General features: G+C 70.1%; 16 protein-coding genes and 1 riboswitch. Of the genes, 8 read left to right on the forward strand and 8 right to left on the reverse strand.

Annotation, left to right across the window (positions count from 1 at the left end; genetic code table 11):
- Positions 1–25 precede the first annotated feature (25 nt).
- On the reverse strand, positions 26–427 hold the full coding sequence (locus tag M4V62_RS30320; protein WP_249590365.1) for a DNA-binding transcriptional response regulator: 402 nt from the start codon (positions 425–427) through the stop codon (positions 26–28).
- A 179-nt stretch (positions 428–606) separates the two neighbouring features.
- On the opposite strand from M4V62_RS30320, the gene ctaE reads away from it, so the two are divergent.
- The 6 genes from ctaE (at position 607) to M4V62_RS30350 (ending at position 7,793) form a co-directional block, all read left to right on the forward strand.
- Positions 607–1,227: an aa3-type cytochrome oxidase subunit III gene (gene ctaE, locus M4V62_RS30325; RefSeq protein WP_249590366.1), complete on the forward strand. Its 621-nt coding sequence runs from the start codon at positions 607–609 to the stop codon at positions 1,225–1,227.
- A gap of 81 nt (positions 1,228–1,308) precedes the next feature.
- A complete protein-coding gene (qcrC, locus tag M4V62_RS30330; RefSeq protein ID WP_249590367.1) occupies positions 1,309–2,118 on the forward strand; it encodes a cytochrome bc1 complex diheme cytochrome c subunit in 810 nt (269 codons plus the stop codon).
- Positions 2,115–3,170: a cytochrome bc1 complex Rieske iron-sulfur subunit gene (gene qcrA, locus M4V62_RS30335; protein ID WP_249590368.1), complete on the forward strand. Its 1,056-nt coding sequence runs from the start codon at positions 2,115–2,117 to the stop codon at positions 3,168–3,170. The genes qcrC and qcrA overlap by 4 nt, the downstream gene beginning before the upstream one ends.
- A complete protein-coding gene (qcrB, locus tag M4V62_RS30340; protein ID WP_249590369.1) occupies positions 3,167–4,798 on the forward strand; it encodes a cytochrome bc1 complex cytochrome b subunit in 1,632 nt (543 codons plus the stop codon). The genes qcrA and qcrB overlap by 4 nt, the downstream gene beginning before the upstream one ends.
- A 168-nt stretch (positions 4,799–4,966) precedes the next feature.
- The gene (gene trpD / locus M4V62_RS30345; protein WP_249590370.1) at positions 4,967–6,031 is read left to right on the forward strand and encodes an anthranilate phosphoribosyltransferase; all 1,065 of its coding nucleotides are present in this window, start codon (positions 4,967–4,969) and stop codon (positions 6,029–6,031) included.
- Positions 6,032–6,105: 74 nt separating this feature from the next.
- Positions 6,106–6,222, forward strand: a riboswitch (SAM riboswitch).
- Positions 6,223–6,386: 164 nt separating this feature from the next.
- Positions 6,387–7,793 carry an aminotransferase class V-fold PLP-dependent enzyme gene (locus tag M4V62_RS30350; protein ID WP_249590371.1) on the forward strand — a complete coding sequence of 469 codons (1,407 nt, stop codon included), beginning with the start codon at positions 6,387–6,389 and terminating at the stop codon, positions 7,791–7,793.
- Here M4V62_RS30350 and M4V62_RS30355 read toward each other — a convergent pair.
- The 7 genes from M4V62_RS30355 to M4V62_RS30385 form a co-directional block, all read right to left on the reverse strand.
- The gene (locus tag M4V62_RS30355) at positions 7,745–8,953 is read right to left on the reverse strand and encodes a glycerate kinase family protein (protein WP_249590372.1); all 1,209 of its coding nucleotides are present in this window, start codon (positions 8,951–8,953) and stop codon (positions 7,745–7,747) included. The two genes, M4V62_RS30350 and M4V62_RS30355, sit on opposite strands and share 49 nt — an antisense overlap.
- Positions 8,954–9,066: 113 nt before the next feature.
- Positions 9,067–10,479 carry an SLC13 family permease gene (locus M4V62_RS30360; RefSeq protein ID WP_249590373.1) on the reverse strand — a complete coding sequence of 471 codons (1,413 nt, stop codon included), beginning with the start codon at positions 10,477–10,479 and terminating at the stop codon, positions 9,067–9,069.
- A gap of 75 nt (positions 10,480–10,554) precedes the next feature.
- Positions 10,555–11,220 (reverse strand): response regulator transcription factor, encoded by a 666-nt coding sequence (locus M4V62_RS30365; protein WP_249590374.1) that lies wholly within the window; start codon positions 11,218–11,220, stop codon positions 10,555–10,557.
- Entirely contained in the window at positions 11,217–12,596 is a 1,380-nt protein-coding gene (locus M4V62_RS30370; protein WP_249593079.1) for a sensor histidine kinase, read from the reverse strand. The genes M4V62_RS30365 and M4V62_RS30370 overlap by 4 nt, the downstream gene beginning before the upstream one ends.
- Before the next feature lie 58 nt (positions 12,597–12,654).
- A complete protein-coding gene (locus tag M4V62_RS30375) occupies positions 12,655–12,999 on the reverse strand; it encodes a small secreted hydrophilic protein (RefSeq protein ID WP_249590375.1) in 345 nt (114 codons plus the stop codon).
- A gap of 123 nt (positions 13,000–13,122) precedes the next feature.
- Positions 13,123–13,404, reverse strand: coding sequence for an Lrp/AsnC family transcriptional regulator (locus tag M4V62_RS30380; protein WP_249590376.1), 282 nt, complete (start codon positions 13,402–13,404; stop codon positions 13,123–13,125).
- On the reverse strand, positions 13,401–14,132 hold the full coding sequence (locus tag M4V62_RS30385; protein ID WP_249590377.1) for a rhomboid family intramembrane serine protease: 732 nt from the start codon (positions 14,130–14,132) through the stop codon (positions 13,401–13,403). Before M4V62_RS30385 ends, M4V62_RS30380 begins: the two co-directional genes overlap by 4 nt.
- A gap of 138 nt (positions 14,133–14,270) precedes the next feature.
- Here M4V62_RS30385 and M4V62_RS30390 point away from each other — a divergent pair, with 138 nt between their 5' ends.
- Together M4V62_RS30390 and M4V62_RS30395 are read left to right on the forward strand one after the other, a co-directional pair.
- Positions 14,271–14,510, forward strand: coding sequence for a hypothetical protein (locus M4V62_RS30390; RefSeq protein ID WP_160504588.1), 240 nt, complete (start codon positions 14,271–14,273; stop codon positions 14,508–14,510).
- A 34-nt stretch (positions 14,511–14,544) separates the two neighbouring features.
- A complete protein-coding gene (locus tag M4V62_RS30395) occupies positions 14,545–15,894 on the forward strand; it encodes an NYN domain-containing protein (protein ID WP_249590378.1) in 1,350 nt (449 codons plus the stop codon).
- Positions 15,895–15,988 lie beyond the last annotated feature (94 nt).

Raw genomic sequence — 15,988 nt, forward strand, 5'->3', positions numbered from 1 at the left:
AGGCACGGGGCCTTCTGTCGTGCCGTCAGGCCTGGACGGCCAGCCTGTCGCGCAGCAGGGCGGCCAGGGAGTCCGCGAACTCGACCGGGTCGACCGGAAGGGTCACGGCGGCCTCCGCGCGGCTCCAGGTGGCCAGCCAGGCGTCCTGCGGGCGTCCCATGAGCAGGAGCACGGGCGGGCAGTGGAAGATCTCGTCCTTGAGCTGACGGCAGACGCCCATGCCGCCGACGGGCGTGGCCTCGCCGTCCAGGACGCAGACGTCGATGCCGCCCCGGTCGAGCTCCTTCAGCACGGCGGGCAGCGTCGCGCACTCGATGAACTCGACCGCGGGAACGTCCGCCGCCGGCCTGCGTCCGGTGGCCAACCGGACCTGCTCGCGGGTGCTCGCGTTGTCGCTGTAGACCAGCACCGTGGCGGTCGGCTGCATTGTTCCTCCGCTTCGTTGAGGGGCTCTCGGCCAGGGGCCGATGCGCGGATGCTACTCCTCCGGACACCCCGTCAACAGCGGTTCGGACAGCCCTTCGATGGGCCATACGGGCAGGACACACCCCGCAGACACTCCGAACGGCACCCCCCGGGGTGAGGGCGGGATAAGCGACCGACATAATGTCGGTCGTGGCGACAGCAACGACAGTAGATACCGGGCACGCGCACCCGCCGGTCAATCGGCCGAACCTCACCAGCGTCGGAACCATCATTTGGCTGAGTTCCGAGCTGATGTTCTTCGCGGCCCTCTTCGCGATGTACTTCACCCTGCGATCGGTGACAGGTCCTGAGCACTGGAAGGAAATGGCGTCCGCGCTGAACTTCCCGTTCTCGGCGACGAACACCACGATCCTGGTGCTCTCCTCCCTCACCTGTCAGCTCGGCGTCTTCGCCGCCGAGCGTGGTGACGTGAAGAAGCTCCGGATGTGGTTCATCGTCACCTTCATCATGGGTGCGGTCTTTATCGGCGGTCAGGTGTACGAGTACACCGAGCTGGTCAAGCACGAGGGCCTCTCGCTCTCGTCCGACCCGTACGGCTCGGTCTTCTACCTGACCACCGGCTTCCACGGCATGCATGTGACAGGCGGTCTGATCGCCTTCCTGCTGGTCCTCGGCAGGACGTATGCGGCCAGGAAGTTCACCCATGAGCAGGCGACCGCAGCCATCGTCGTGTCCTACTACTGGCACTTCGTCGATGTTGTCTGGATCGGTCTCTTTGCCACGATCTACATGATCAAGTAAACGGGTCCGGGCCCAGCAGGGCCCGACGTCCGACTCATTCCAGAAGCATCGACGCTGAAGATCCTGACACCGGGGTAATCCGTGAAAAAGCTCTCCGCACGACGACGCCACCCGTTGGCGGCGGTCGTCGTCCTACTCCTCGCGCTGGCGGCCACCGGGGGGCTGTACGCCGCGTTCGCACCCGCGGACAAGGCGCAGGCCGACGACACCGCCCAGTCCCTCGCCATCGACGAGGGCAAGAAGCTGTACTCCGTGGGCTGCTCCAGCTGCCACGGAACCGGCGGTCAGGGGTCCACCGACGGTCCTAGCCTGGTGGGCGTCGGCGCAGCCGCCGTCGACTTCCAGGTCAGCACCGGCCGTATGCCGCTGCAGCAGCCGGGCGCCCAGGCGCCGAAGAAGAAGGCCATCTACAACCAGGCCCAGATCGACCAGCTCGCGGCGTACATCGCCTCGCTGGGCGCGGGCCCGACCATCCCCACCGAGAAGCAGTACAGCCCGGACGGGGCGGACATCGCCAAGGGTGGCGAGCTGTTCCGCACCAACTGCGCGCAGTGCCACAACTTCACCGGTGAGGGCGGCGCGTTGACGAAGGGCAAGTTCGCTCCTTCGTTGGAGGATGTCTCCCCGAAGCACATCTACGAGGCCATGCAGACCGGCCCGCAGAACATGCCGTCCTTCCCCGACACGATCATGCCGGAGAAGAACAAAAAGGACATCATCGCGTACCTCGACGCGGTCAACGGCGAGCAGACCGAGAGCCCTGGCGGTCTGAAGCTGGGTGGCCTGGGTCCGGTCAGTGAAGGCCTGTTCGGCTGGATCTTCGGTCTCGGCTCGCTGATCGCGGTCGCCGTGTGGGTCGCCGCTCGGACCGCAAAGGCCAAGAAGTCATGAGTAGCCAAGAGAAATCAGAAGAGAACCTGCCCAGCGTGCAGGAGACCGAGCACGGCTCGGTGGCTGTCGCGGACGAGAACCCGTTCGCCGACCCGGGGCTTCCGCCCCACGAGCATCGTGTCCAGGACATCGACGAGCGGGCCGCCAGGCGTTCCGAGCGTGCGGTCGCCTTCCTGTTCACGCTCTCGATGCTCGCCACGATCGGCTTCATCGCCTCGTTCGTGTCGTTCCCGGTCGACAAGCGCGTCTACATCTTCCCGATCGGTCACATCAGCGCGCTGAACTTCTCCCTGGGCATGACCCTGGGTCTCGCGCTCTTCTGCATCGGCGCGGGCGCGGTCCACTGGGCCCGCACCCTGATGTCCGACGTGGAGGTCGCCGACGAGCGGCACCCCATCGAGGCCGAGCCCGAGGTCAAGGCCAAGGTCATGGCCGACTTCAAGGCCGGTGCCGCGGAGTCGCAGTTCGGCCGGCGCAAGCTGATCCGCAACACGATGTTCGGCGCGCTTGCCATGGTGCCGCTCTCCGGCGTCGTCCTGCTGCGCGACCTCGGTCCGCTGCCCGAGGACAAGCTGCGGCACACGCTGTGGTCCAAGGGCAAGCTGCTCGTGAACATGAACACGAACGAGCCGCTGCGTCCGTCGGACATCCAGGTCGGTTCGCTGACCTTCGCCAAGCCCGAGGGCCTGGAGGAGCACGATCACGACTTCCAGAAGGAGATCGCCAAGGCGGCCCTGATGATCGTCCGGATCCAGCCGGACAACATCAAGGACAAGCAGGAGCTCGAGTGGTCGCACGACGGTGTCGTCGCGTACTCGAAGATCTGCACCCACGTCGGCTGCCCGATCTCCCTGTACGAGCAGCAGACGCACCACGTCCTCTGCCCGTGCCACCAGTCCACCTTCGACCTTTCCGACGGTGCCCGAGTGATCTTCGGCCCGGCCGGTCACGCGCTGCCGCAGCTGCGCATCGCCGTGAACGAAGAGGGCTACCTCGAGGCGCTCGGCGACTTCGCTGAGCCTGTCGGTCCTGCATTCTGGGAGCGCGGATGAGCACTACGACGACTGATACGCGCAAGAAGGACGCGCCCGCCGGTGAGCGGGTCGCCGACTGGGCAGACGGCCGCCTGGGGATCTACTCCCTGGCCAAGGCCAACATGCGCAAGATCTTCCCGGACCACTGGTCCTTCATGCTCGGTGAGATCTGCCTCTACAGCTTCATCATCATCATCCTCACGGGTGTGTACCTGACCCTGTTCTTCCACCCGTCGATGAACGAGGTGGAGTACCACGGCAGCTACATCCCGCTGCAGGGCCAGCTGATGTCCGAGGCGTTCAACTCGACCATGCACATCAGCTTCGATGTGCGCGGTGGTCTGCTGATCCGGCAGATCCACCACTGGGCGGCGCTGATCTTCCTCGCGGCGATGTTCGTGCACATGATGCGCGTCTTCTTCACGGGTGCCTTCCGCAAGCCCCGCGAGGTCAACTGGGTCTTCGGGTTCCTGCTGTTCGTCCTCGGCATGTTCACCGGCTTCACCGGTTACTCGCTCCCTGACGACCTGCTCTCCGGTACCGGTGTGCGCTTCATGCAGGGCGCCGTCCTGTCCGTGCCGATCGTGGGCACGTACCTGTCGATGTTCCTGTTCGGCGGGGAGTTCCCCGGCGGCGACTTCGTGGCCCGGTTCTACTCGGTGCACATCCTGCTGCTGCCGGGCATCATGCTCGGCCTCGTGGTGGCGCACCTGATCCTGGTCTTCTACCACAAGCACACGCAGTTCGCGGGCCCCGGCAAGACGAACAAGAACGTCGTCGGCATGCCGCTGCTCCCGGTCTACATGGCGAAGGCCGGAGGGTTCTTCTTCCTGGTCTTCGGCGTGATCGCGGCCATCTCGGCGATCGCCACGATCAACCCGATCTGGGCGCTCGGTCCCTACCGTCCCGACCAGGTCTCCACCGGAGCCCAGCCCGACTGGTACATGGGCTTCTCCGAGGGTCTGATCCGTGTCATGCCGGGCTGGGAGATCAACGCCTGGGGTCACACGCTCGTCCTGGGCGTGTTCATCCCGCTGATCATCTTCCCGCTGGTCCTGGTCGCGATCGCGGTCTACCCGTTCATCGAGTCCTGGGTCACCGGCGACAAGCGCGAGCACCACATCCTGGACCGCCCGCGCAACGTCCCGACCCGCACGGCGTTCGGCGTCGCGTGGATCACCTGGTACTTCGTGCTGCTCGTCGGTGGTGGAAACGACCTCTGGGCCACGCACTTCCACCTGTCGATCAACTCGATCACCTGGTTCGTGCGCATCGCCTTCTTCGTGGCACCGGTCCTCGCCTTCATCGCCACCAAGCGGATCTGCCTGGGTCTGCAGCGGCGCGACAAGGAGAAGGTCCTGCACGGCCGCGAGTCGGGCATCATCAAGCGCCTGCCGCACGGTGAGTTCATCGAGGTCCACGAGCCGCTGGGCCAGGAGCAGCTGCACACGCTCACCGCGCACGAGCAGTACGCGCCGGTCGAGATCGGCCCCTCGGTCGACGAGAACGGCGTCGAGCGCAAGGTGACCGGTTCGCAGAAGCTCCGGGCCAAGCTCAGCAAGGGCTACTACGGGGAGGACAACCAGATCCCCAAGCCCACCACCGAGGAGTACAAGGAGATCACGAGCGGCCACGGCCACCACTGATCCTCCGAACGCTCCGACGTTCTGACCCGAGGTCGCCACGGCGAGAGCCCCGTCCCCTGCATCCAGTGCATGGACGGGGCTCTTTGCCGTCCCCCGGGCTGGATAAGGTGGTCCCGTCCCCATGTACCGGGATGCTTTCTTCCTACGCTGACGAACCCAGGAGCGGCTATGAGCGCTGTGACCCCCGCAGGAGGCAATACCGCGGCGGCCCGTTCCTGGCCGGGTGTGCTGAACGGCCTGCTCGACGGGACCGACCAGAGCGCCGACGACACGGCCTGGGCGATGGACCGCATCATGCGGGGCGAGGCCACCGACGCGCAGATCGCCGGCTTCGTCGTGGCGCTGCGGGCCAAGGGCGAGACCGTGGAGGAGATCTCCGGTCTCGTACGCACCATGTACGAGCACGCCAACGTGATCGAGGTGCCGGGGCGGACCGTCGACATCGTCGGCACGGGCGGTGACGGTGCCAAGACCGTCAACATCTCCACGATGTCCGCGATCGTCATCGCCGGCGCGGGCGCGAAGGTCGTCAAGCACGGCAACCGCGCCGCGTCGTCGGCCAGCGGCGCCTCCGACGTGCTGGAGAAGCTCGGCGTGAATCTTGAGCTCACCCCGCGGCGGGTCGTCGAGGTCGCGGAGGAGGCGGGGATCACCTTCTGCTTCGCGGTGAAGTTCCACCCGGCGCTGCGGTACGCGGGCGGTGCGCGCAGCCAGTTGGGGATCAGGACCGTGTTCAACCTCCTGGGTCCGCTGACGAACCCGGCCCGGGTGCGCTCCCAGGCCGTCGGTGTGGCCGACGCGCGGATGGCGCCGATCGTGGCCGGGGTCTTCGCCGAGCGCGGGCACTCCTCCCTCGTCTTCCGCGGTGACGACGGCCTCGACGAGCTGACGACCACGTCGACCTCCCGGGTCTGGGTCGTGCGGGACGGCGCCGTGCGCGAGGAGTCCTTCGACCCGCGCGACGTCGGCATCGACCTCGTCCCCGTGGAGGCGCTGCGGGGCGCCGACGCCTCGTACAACGCCGAGGTGGCGCTGCGCCTCCTGGACGGCGAGACCGGGCCCGTGCGGGACGCGGTGCTGCTCAACTCGGCGGCGGCCCTGGTGGCCCTCTCGCCGGGCGAGGGGAGCCTCGTGGAGCAGATCCGCGCGGGCATCGCGCAGGCGGCCGAGTCGATCGACTCCGGGGCCGCGAAGAAGGCCCTTGAGCGCTGGGTGTCGGCCAGCAACAGGTGAATGTGGTGCCCACCGCAGTCCGGATCCCGGACTGCGGTGGGCACCGGGAAGATCGTGTGGCAAGATGCTGCGCAGGTCATGAGTGACAGCGATTAGGCCCCGGCTCGCTGTCCGGCAACCCTCCGTCCGTGGCGGGGTGCCCCGGGTGAAGACCAGGCCGTGGACAGCAAGGTCCATGGCAAGCGCGGACCCCTGCGAACCCTGGGGTCCTGGTCCTCAAGGGAGCAGTCTCGTGAGCAAGCGAATGCGATAGGGCTTTCCGGCCCCTTTTCCGCACCCCCTTTTCTCTTCATCACTGCAGCGCCGTGACGGCGCCCTTGCAGTGAACTCGCCTGCCTTCCCACGGGAGTTCGCCATGTCCGCACGCATCGTCGCCACCACCACCGACTCCGCCGCCGCCTCCGCCGAGTCCGCCGACCCCTGCTGTGCCGCGCCGCTGCCGGTGCTCGGCCGTGACGTCACCGTGCCGCTCGTCACCGGCGGCGAGGTGACCTACGCGGCGCTCGACTACGCGGCGAGCGCCCCCGCGCTGCAGCGGGTGTGGGACGACGTGGCCGCGTACGCGCCGTACTACGGCAGCGTGCACCGCGGTGCCGGGTACCTCTCGCAGCTCTCCACCGACCTCTTCGAGAACAGCCGGGTCACCGTCGCCGAGTTCCTCGGCTGCCGCGAGGACGACCAGGTCGTCTTCACGCGCTCGACCACCGACTCGCTGAATCTGCTTGCCGCGGCCCTCCCGGCCGACTGCCAGGTCTTCGTCTTCGAGACCGAGCACCACGCCTCGCTCCTGCCCTGGCGCGACGCCCGCGTGACGTACCTGAACGCGCCGCGCACCCCCGACCAGGCCGTCGCCACCCTGGAGCGCGCCCTCGCCGACCGCGACCCCTACGGGCCCGCCCTGGTCTGCGTGACCGGCGCGTCGAACGTCACCGGTGAGCTGTGGCCGGTCAAGGAGCTGGCCGCCGCGGCCCACGCGCACGGCGCCCGCATCGTCCTGGACGCCGCGCAGCTCGCGCCCCACCACCCGGTCTCCATCAGCGAGTTGGACGTCGACTGGGTCGCGTTCTCCGGCCACAAGCTGTACGCGCCCTTCGGCTCGGGCGTCCTCGCGGGCCGCTCCGACTGGCTGCGGGCCGCCGAGCCGTACCTCGCGGGCGGCGGCGCCTCGCGGAAGGTCGCGCGGCGCAGCGACGGCGGCGTGGACGTCGAGTGGCACGACACCGCCGCGCGGCACGAGGCCGGTTCGCCGAACGTCATCGGCGTGTACTCGATCGCCTCCGCCTGCAAGGCGCTGACCGAGGCGGGCTTCGACGAGCTCGTCGCCCGTGAGCGCCACCTCATCGCGAAGGTGCGCGAGGGCCTCGCCGACGTGCCCGCCGTGAAGGTGCTCTCGCTCTTCGGCGACGACGCGCCGCGCGTCGGCGTCATCTCCTTCGTCGTCGAGGGCTGGAACAGCTCGCACTTCGCCGCCGCGCTCTCCGCCGAGTACGGCATCGGCGTACGCGACGGTCTCTTCTGCGCCCACCCGCTGGTGCGCACCCTGCTCGGCAGCGACCCGCAGACCCAGGGCGAGTGCGGTGCCCCCGAGGCCGCGCCCGGCGAGAAGTCCCTGAACGCCATCCGCGTCAGCTTCGGCGCGGGCACCCCGGACGAGCACGTGGAGCGCTTCGTGCGCGCCGTCAAGGAGCTCGTGGCGGACGGCGCGCGCTGGAACTACCGCACGGAGGACGGGCGTTGCGTCCCGGACACCACGGCCGCCTGAGCCTTGGGCCTGCCCTTCAGGCGTGAGCCCAGCACGATCATCCGCAGGGCCCGCTCGGTCGCGTCGGTGAGGAATTCGCCGCCCCGGCCGAGCGCCTCGGTGAGCGAGACCGGCGCGGGCAGGATCGCGCTGTAGGCGTCCACGCCCTCCGCCCGTACGTGGTGCGCGCCCTGGCCGATCGTGCCCGCGAGGACCAGGACCGGGCGGCCGAACCGCTTGGCGCGCCTGGCTACTTCGGCGGGGATCTTGCCGCGTGGCGTCTGGTGGTCCAGGGCGCCCTCGGCCGTGACGACGAGGTCGGCGCGGGCCAGGCGTGCGTCCAGGTCCAGGTGGTCGAGCAGGACGTCGAAGCGGGGCAGGAGCTGGGCGCCGAGCGCCGCGAGGCCGGCGCCGAGACCGCCGGAGGCACCCGTTCCGGGGCCTTGGGAGAGATCCGCCGTGACGTGCAGGTCGCGGGTCAGGATGTGCGCCCAGTGTTCAAGGGCCGCCGCGAGCTGTTCGACCTGCGTGGGGGTCGCGCCCTTCTGGGGGCCGAAGACGCGGGCGACGCCGCGCTCGCCGGTCAGGACGTTGAAGGGGTTGCAGGCGACGCGGATCTCGGTGTCCTTCAGGCGGGGGTCGAGGCCCGAGGGGTCGATCCGGCTCAGGCGGCCCAACTCCCGCCCGCCGCGCGGCAGTTCCCAGCCGTCCGCGTCCAGGAGCCGGGCGCCGAGCGCCTGGAGCGCCCCCGCGCCCCCGTCCGACGTACCGGAGTCGCCGCAGCCGACCAGGATGCGGCGTGCGCCCGCGTCGAGTGCGGCACGGATCAGCTCGCCGACGCCGTACGTCGTGGTGGCGCCCGGGTCGCGCAGATCGCGCGGGACCAGCGAGAGCCCGGCGACCGCGGCCATCTCGACGACGGCGGTGCCGGAGGGGAGCAGCGCGAAGTGCGTGCCGATCCGCTGGCCGACGGGACCGGTGGCGGGCAGCGCGACCAGGCGGCCGCCGCCCGTGGTGGCCAGGGCGCGCGCGGTGCCCTCGCCGCCGTCCACCAGGGGGATCAGGTCGGTCTCGGCGTGCGGGACGACGCGGCGTACCCCTTCGGCGATGGCCTCGGCCGCGGACTGCGCGGACAGGGACTCCTTGAAGCCGCTGGGGGCGATGGCGAAACGGGTCAGCATGAGGGTCTCCACGGCAGAGGGAACGGATGGGCGAGGGGGAGCGCCCCGAAGGGGCGCGGGGAACGGCGCGACCAGCCCCCACCGGCCCCGCAGATGACGTTCCAGCACAGCGCTCAGCGAACGGGCACGCCGAGCAGCGGCCAGAGCGCGACGGCGAAGAGCAGGACGAGCGCGGCGGTCAGCGGCGCCAGGACCGCGGAGAGGCGCAGCAGGTCGCGCGGGGCGTAGGTGGGGGTGCCGGGAATGTCGGCGAAGAGCGTGACGGGCTTCGCGGACGCGGGCAGGGTGTGGCAGAAGCCGGCGGCCGCCGTGGAGGCCAGGGCGGCCGCGACCGGGTTGACGCCCGCGCCGACGGCCGCCGCGACGACCAGCGGGACCAGGACGGAGGAGCGGGCCGAGCGGGACTGCAGGATCAGGTGCGCGGCCGTGCTGACCGCCACGACGACGGTCAGGAAGAGCCAGGGCGGCACATCCAGCGGGACCCCGCCCACCAGCCACTTCGCCGCCCCCGATTCGGCGAGCGCGACACCCATCGCCATGGTCGCGGCCATGAAGAGCAGCAGCGACCACGGCACCGTCTTCAGGGCGTCCTTCAGACGTACGGTGCCAAGAGCGGGGGAGGAGGCGACGACCGCGCCGATCAACGCGACGACGGCGGGCGGCACTTGGTGGAGCGGCTCGCTGCACCAGAGGGCGACGACCGTGGCGAGCAGGAGGGCGCAGCGGGTCTCGGCGGGCTCCCAGGCTCCGGTCACCGGCTGCTCGCTGTGCTCCTGGAGCTGCTCGACAGTGATGTGGACCGGGCCCTTGCGGTCGGCCCGCCGTGTCGTCGTCAACAGGACGGTCTCCGCCGCCAGATGGGACGAGGCGATGGCGAGCGGCAGGCCGAGCAGCATCCACTGCGTGAAGCCGATCCGCTCCCCGGTGGCCTCCCACAGCACGGACACCGTGATCAGATGCGCGCCCGCGCCGATGAGGGTCGCGACCGCGGAGAGCAGGATGACGGTCGGGAAGAGCAGGGCGAGCATCACCACCAGGCGCCTGCGGTCGGCCAGGACCTTGGCGAGGGCGAGGAAGACGGGCAGGGCGAGCGCGGCGCGGCCCGACGTGGCGGGCACCGCGAAGGCCGTGACGACCAGGGCGGCCGTCGTCAGATGCGTCAACTGCCGTACGCTGCGCGCCCCGCTGACGAGGAAGGCCGCGGCCCGGCCCGCGAGTCCGCTGCGGGCCACCGCGGCCGCGAGCACGAAGGCGCAGATCAGCAGCCAGACGGTCTCGTCACCGAGGGTGCCGAAGAGCGTGTCGCTGCTGATCACCCCGGTCGCGGTGAGCGCGAGTCCGGCGCCGAGCGCGATGTACGTGTCGTCGATCGGCGTACCGATCCACGCACAGGTGGCGAGCGCGAACACGGCGAGGGTGAGCCGCGCGTCTGAGCTCAGGCCGGGGAAGTTGCCGGGCACCACCAGCAGCGCGCACAGGCTCAGCGCGATGCACAGGGTGATGGCTTGGCGGGGATTCAGGGTCACACGAGAAGCCTCGGGCCCGGCCGTGAGCCCTCAATGAGCCCTGGATGAAAGGAAATTCACCCGGGAGGCCACACCTCACCCCGGTAGGCGGTACCCCATCCCGCGTACCGTCTCCACGCGCTGCGCGCCCAGCTTCTTGCGCAGCGCCCGTACGTACACGTCGACGATGTTGGACCCGGGGTCGAAGTCGTAGCCCCACACGTGCGACAGGATCTGCTCCCGCGAGAGCACCTGGCCCGGATGGCGCAGGAAGAGTTCGAGCAGCACGAACTCACGTGCCGTCAGATCCACCGTCCGCTCGCCCGAACGCGCCCTGCGCGTGCGCAGATCCAGCGAGAGCTCCCCGCTGCGCAGCACCGTCACCTCCGGCGCCCGCGCGGCCGTGCGCAGCCGCAGGCGCACCCGCGCGAGCAGCTCCTCGAAGCGGAACGGCTTGGTCATCCAGTCGTCGGCGCCGCCTTCGAGGCCCGCCACCGTGTCCCGTACCGAGTCGCGTGCCGTGAGCACGATGACCGGTGTGGACACGCGGGCCTCGCGCAACTGCCGCAGGACCGTGAAGCCGTCCTTGCCCGGAAGGCCGATGTCCAGGACGACCAGGTCGAAGCTGCCGGTCAGGGCGTAGTCGTAGGCCGCTTCGCCGTCGCCGACGACGCTGGTGGTGAAGCCGTTGGAGCGCAGGCCCTTCTCGACGAAGGAGGCGATGCGCTCCTCGTCCTCGACGATGAGAATCCGGTTGTTCATGGCTGTCCTGGCTCCTGTTCCCGCAGTACGAGTACGAAGGTGGCGCCGCCGGAGCCCGACGCCGTGGGCCGCAGTTCGACCCGGCCGCCGTGCCCTTCGGCGATCGCCCGCACGATGGCGAGGCCGAGTCCGGCGCCGGTGGCGCGGGCGCCGCGGCGTGCGGTGCCGCGCCGGAACCGCTCGAAGATCACCGCGGCGTCCTGCGCCTGGACGCCGGGCCCGCTGTCGGCCACGTACAGCTCGATCCGGCCCGCCGTGCTGCGCGAGCCGATGCCGATGCGCTGGCCGGGGACCGTGTGCTGGACGGCGTTCTGGGCGAGCTGCACCATCGCCTGGGTGATGCGCTGGGGGTCGAGGGCGCTCTCGCCGTCGGCCACTTCGGCCAGCTTCCAGTCGCGGTCGCCGAGCGCCCGCGCCTTGACGAAGACGTCCGCGGTCAGCTCGGCGAGCTGGACCGGCTCCGGGGTGACGAAGTCGGGGCGTTCGGCCTTGGCGAGGAGAAGGAGGTCCTCGACGATGCGGCTCATCCGGTCGAGTTCCTCCATCACGATCCGGACGGTCTCCTCGCGCTCGCCCGGATCGTCGCCCATCAGCTCCAGATGGCCGCGCACGATGGTGATGGGTGTGCGCAGCTCGTGCCCGGCGTCGTCGACGAACTCGCGCTGCGCGGCGAACGCGCGCTCCAGACGGTCGAGCATGCCGTTGAACGTCTCGGCGAGCGCGGCGATGTCGTCCCGCCCCTGGACGGGGATGCGCTGGGTCAGATCCTGTTCGGTGAGCTGAGCGGCGGTCGTGCGCACCAGGCGTACGGGCTTGAGGATGCGCCCGGCGACGGCCCAGCCGATGCCCGTCGTCATCAGGAGCGCGACCCCGGAGATGGCGAGCAGCATGGTGAACACGTCGCCCGCCTTGGCCTGTTCGCCCGCCGGATGGAAGGCCACGACGAACGCCGCCGCCGGATGTCCCGCGCTCGCCGCGATCTCCACCTTCGCCCAGCGGACCTCGCCGCGGTCGCGGTGCAGCGTGCCGGTCGCGTCCGGGGACTCGAAGACCGTGCGCAGGGCGGCGGTGTCCTCGGCGAGCGGATGGCCGATCCGCGTCTCGCGTGACTGCTCCTTCTTCGCGGGCGCCTTGCCGGGGCGGCCGACCAGGCCGAGGAGTTCCTCGTCGGGGTCGGCGTACTGCCGGGACAGGAAGAGCCGCAGGAGGGGGTCGGGCGCGGTGAACTTCTCGCCCGTGTGCGGGTCGACCCCTTCGCGGGCGAGGTTGGTGAACTCCGCGGTCTCCTGCGCGAGCAGCCGGTCGATGCGGTGGTCGACATCGCGCAGCAGGACGGAGCGCGTGGTGGCCGCGACGGCGGTGAGCGCGACGGTCATCACCACGAGCAGCCAGAGCAGGATGCGGACACGGGCGGATATCCAGCGGTGCGGGCGCTCAGCCGTCGTCACCAGGGCCGTCGTCGTCGTTGTCGCCCTGGCCGCTGCCTTCGTTGCCGTCGTCGTCGTTGTCATCGCCCGAGGAATTCTCGCTCACCGGCGGCGGGGACACCGTCTCGTCGCTCGGCGTCGGCCGGGGGGTGGTGGGCTTCGAGGACGGTGAGGAGGGCGATGACGGCGATGACGGTGATGACGACGAGGACGGCGAGCCGCTCTCCAGCTCCACCTTGGGCGGGGCCTTGGGAGGCTCGGGGCTGTCGGTCAGGGCGTAGCTGGTCGCGGCGATGCCGAGCGGGATCGCCACGACGGCGGCCAGGGCCGCCATGCGGTGGGAGAAGACCATGCGTGCGAGCGTGCTGGGCGCAGTGCGTGAGCAGCATGAGCCGCAGATGAAGAAACCCTCATCCGGCGGCTGGGCGCGGACGCCTACGAGTCGGGCCGGGCGCGGACGCCTAGGAGCGGACGCCTAGGAGTCGAGGCCGATCGCGAACGCCGCTTCCAGGTCGTGCTGCGAGTACGTGCGGAACGCGACGTGCGTGTCCGTCGCCTCCACGCCCGGGATCTTGCTGATCTTGCCGGGGATGACGTCGGCCAGGTCGTCGTGGCGCCCGACGCGCACCATGGCGATCAGGTCGTACGTACCGGTCACGGAGAAGACCTCGCTGACACAGTCGAGGGCGGCGATCGACTCGGCGATCTCCGGGATCCGGTCCACGCTGGTCTTGATGAGCACGATCGCGGTGATCACGGCTGACTGTCTCCCTCTGTGGCCGGTGCTGGCCTCTTCACTCTAGCCGTCCTGCCATAGCGCACCCATGCGTAGAGAAAGCCCAGCGAGAAGCCCACGAGATGGGCCAGATAGGCGACACCGGGACCCTGCCCGCCCTGCAGCGCGGCCAGCCACTGGAGCGCCACCCAGAACGGCAGCACCACCCACGCCGGGAAGCGCAGCGGCAGGAAGAAGAGGAACGGGAAGAGACTGGTGACCCGCGCCTTGGGGAAGAGGCGCAGAAAGGCGCCGAGCACCGCGGAGATCGCCCCCGACGCGCCCACCAGGGTCTGGTCGGAGTCCGCGTGCGCGACCGCGTAGGCGAACAGGGCGAGATAGCCGCAGCCGAGGTAGAAGAGCGCGAACTGGAGGTGCCCCATCCGCTCCTCGGCCATCGCCCCGAAGACGTAGAGGAAGAGCATGTTGCCCAGGAGGTGCAGCCAGCTGCCGTGCACGAAGAGAGCGGTGGCCGGGGCGAGCAAGGGCCGCAGCGCCCCGCTGAACAGCTCGGAGGGGACCACGCCCCAGCGCTCGAAGTAGGCCTGCTGGGCGGCGAGCAGCTCGTCGCCCGTGCCGTACACCGGATTGAACCCGGACACCGGGGAGATCAGGAAGACCAGGGAGCAGGCGGCGATCAGGCCGTACGTCACCGGGGCCGACTGCCCCCTGATCATTCGGCCCGCCGTCGTACCCCATGTCTTGATCATGAACAGAGCATGACGTAAACGCAGCAAACCGTACAGACCGCCCCGCCGCGTGGGAGGCCGCCGCATGGAGACCCTTACAGGCCTTAGGGTTACGGGCACCACGCACCATGGAATTCCGAAGGAAAGCGAACAGCCACGATGACGGTTCCTCTGCCGACCGACACCACCAGGTGGCGCTGCCAGCTCTGCGGCAACCTCACGCGTTTCGACGTGACCCGCAGTTCGAAGGTCGTCGAATATGTGCACCTCGACCTGGCCGGTGAGTCGAACGTCGAGGAACGTGAGGTGGTCAGTGAGACCATCGAGTCGGTGCGCTGCCGCTGGTGCAATGCGGTGGACCAGGTGGAACTCGTGGACAGGCCGGGCGCCGGCTCCTGAGGGAGCGGGCCCCGCACAGGTAGTGGGGTGACGGATGGTGGAGAGCGCAAGCGGGGAGCCGGACGACGGCGCCGCTGAGGTGCTCGACCGTCCGCTGCCCGACGGAGTGCGCCGGCGGGTCGTCCAGATCGTCTCGGACGGCTTCGGCGGCCTCACGGTCAGCGAACTGCCCGCACAGCTGAGGCAGTACGCCCGCTTCACGCCGACGCGGCGCACGAAGTTCGCGGGCAACGCCATGGCGACCGCCCTGGAGGGCGACCCGCTCTTCCGGCAGCGCATCGGCGAACGTCTCAGAGAGGCGCAGCCCGAGCTCACCGGCGCCCTGGACGCGGGCTCACCACCCCCGGCCGCGGACCCCCTCGATGTGGCGGCCGCGGCCTATGTGCTGCGTCCCACCGGCTGGGTGAAGCTGGTGACCGCCGCGGGCGAGGAGGCACTGCGGGCGGACGCCGAGCGCGTCGACGACGAGACGCGGGCGGAACTCGAACGGCTGCGCGAGGAGCTTGCGGCGGCCCGCGGCCACACGAAGGCCGAGACCGAACGGCTGCGCACGGAGCTGGAGTCGGCGAAGAAGGAAGCCGAATCGATGCACCGCAAGCTGCGCGGTGCCCTCAGCGACGTCAAGCGCGGCGAGGCGGCCCTGCGCAAGGCCGCCGCCGAGTCCGATGCCGCACGGGCCGAGGGCCAGGCGCAGTTGTCCGCCGCCGAGAGCGAGGCCCGGCGGCTCAAGGCCCGGCTCAGCGAGACCGAGGCCGCCCTGGAGGCCAGCCGCAGGGCGGCGCGCGAGGGCCGCAGCGTCGAGGACATGCGGGTGCGGCTGCTGCTCGACACGGTCCTTGAGTCCGCCCAGGGGCTGCGCCGTGAACTGGCCCTGCCGCCCGTCTCCGTGCGGCCCGCCGAGACCGTGGACGCCGTCGAGCCGGGGCGCATGACCCCGAAGGACATCGCCGCCCGCGCGCTCTCCGAGAACGACCCGGCGATCATCGACCAGCTGCTCGCGCTGCCGCAGGCGCACATGGTCGTGGACGGCTACAACGTCACCAAGACCGGCTATCCGACGATGCCCCTGGAGAAGCAGCGGCTGCGGCTGCTCGGCTCGCTCTCCCAGCTCGCCGCCCAGACCGGCGCCGAGATGACCTGTGTCTTCGACGGGGCCGAACTCGCCGCGCCCGTGCTGCTCGCGCCGCCGCGCGGGGTGCGGGTGCTGTTCTCGAAGGCCGGCGTCACCGCGGACGAACTGATCCGCCAGCTGGTACGCGCGGAGCCTCCCGGGCGCCCTGTGGTGGTCGTGTCGACCGACCGCGAAGTAGCCGACGGGATCGCGAAGGCGGGGGCGCGCCCGGTCGCTTCGGCCGTCCTCCTGAAGCGGCTTTCGCGCGGCTGACGCAGGCCGCTTCCGCATGGCTGACGTACGTCGCTTTCACCGTCAAAGGGTGCGCAAGTAACTCCTGTTCCCTATGCCCGAATTGGGGCGTCGA

The sequence above is a fragment of the Streptomyces durmitorensis genome, assembly GCF_023498005.1.
In the GTDB taxonomy this organism is placed as follows: domain Bacteria; phylum Actinomycetota; class Actinomycetes; order Streptomycetales; family Streptomycetaceae; genus Streptomyces; species Streptomyces durmitorensis.

What these genes read in the sequence shown, in the direction of transcription:
- M4V62_RS30390 (WP_160504588.1), top strand. Translation starts at nt 14,271, where the DNA reads ATGACGGTTCCTCTGCCGACCGACACCACCAGGTGGCGCTGCCAGCTC.
- M4V62_RS30355 (WP_249590372.1), bottom strand. Translation starts at nt 8,953, where the DNA reads ATGCTGACCCGTTTCGCCATCGCCCCCAGCGGCTTCAAGGAGTCCCTG.
- trpD (WP_249590370.1), top strand. Translation starts at nt 4,967, where the DNA reads ATGAGCGCTGTGACCCCCGCAGGAGGCAATACCGCGGCGGCCCGTTCC.
- M4V62_RS30370 (WP_249593079.1), bottom strand. Translation starts at nt 12,596, where the DNA reads ATGACCGTCGCGCTCACCGCCGTCGCGGCCACCACGCGCTCCGTCCTG.
- M4V62_RS30395 (WP_249590378.1), top strand. Translation starts at nt 14,545, where the DNA reads ATGGTGGAGAGCGCAAGCGGGGAGCCGGACGACGGCGCCGCTGAGGTG.
- ctaE (WP_249590366.1), top strand. Translation starts at nt 607, where the DNA reads ATGTCGGTCGTGGCGACAGCAACGACAGTAGATACCGGGCACGCGCAC.
- qcrA (WP_249590368.1), top strand. Translation starts at nt 2,115, where the DNA reads ATGAGTAGCCAAGAGAAATCAGAAGAGAACCTGCCCAGCGTGCAGGAG.
- M4V62_RS30385 (WP_249590377.1), bottom strand. Translation starts at nt 14,132, where the DNA reads ATGATCAAGACATGGGGTACGACGGCGGGCCGAATGATCAGGGGGCAG.
- qcrB (WP_249590369.1), top strand. Translation starts at nt 3,167, where the DNA reads ATGAGCACTACGACGACTGATACGCGCAAGAAGGACGCGCCCGCCGGT.
- M4V62_RS30375 (WP_249590375.1), bottom strand. Translation starts at nt 12,999, where the DNA reads ATGGTCTTCTCCCACCGCATGGCGGCCCTGGCCGCCGTCGTGGCGATC.
- M4V62_RS30350 (WP_249590371.1), top strand. Translation starts at nt 6,387, where the DNA reads ATGTCCGCACGCATCGTCGCCACCACCACCGACTCCGCCGCCGCCTCC.
- M4V62_RS30365 (WP_249590374.1), bottom strand. Translation starts at nt 11,220, where the DNA reads ATGAACAACCGGATTCTCATCGTCGAGGACGAGGAGCGCATCGCCTCC.
- M4V62_RS30320 (WP_249590365.1), bottom strand. Translation starts at nt 427, where the DNA reads ATGCAGCCGACCGCCACGGTGCTGGTCTACAGCGACAACGCGAGCACC.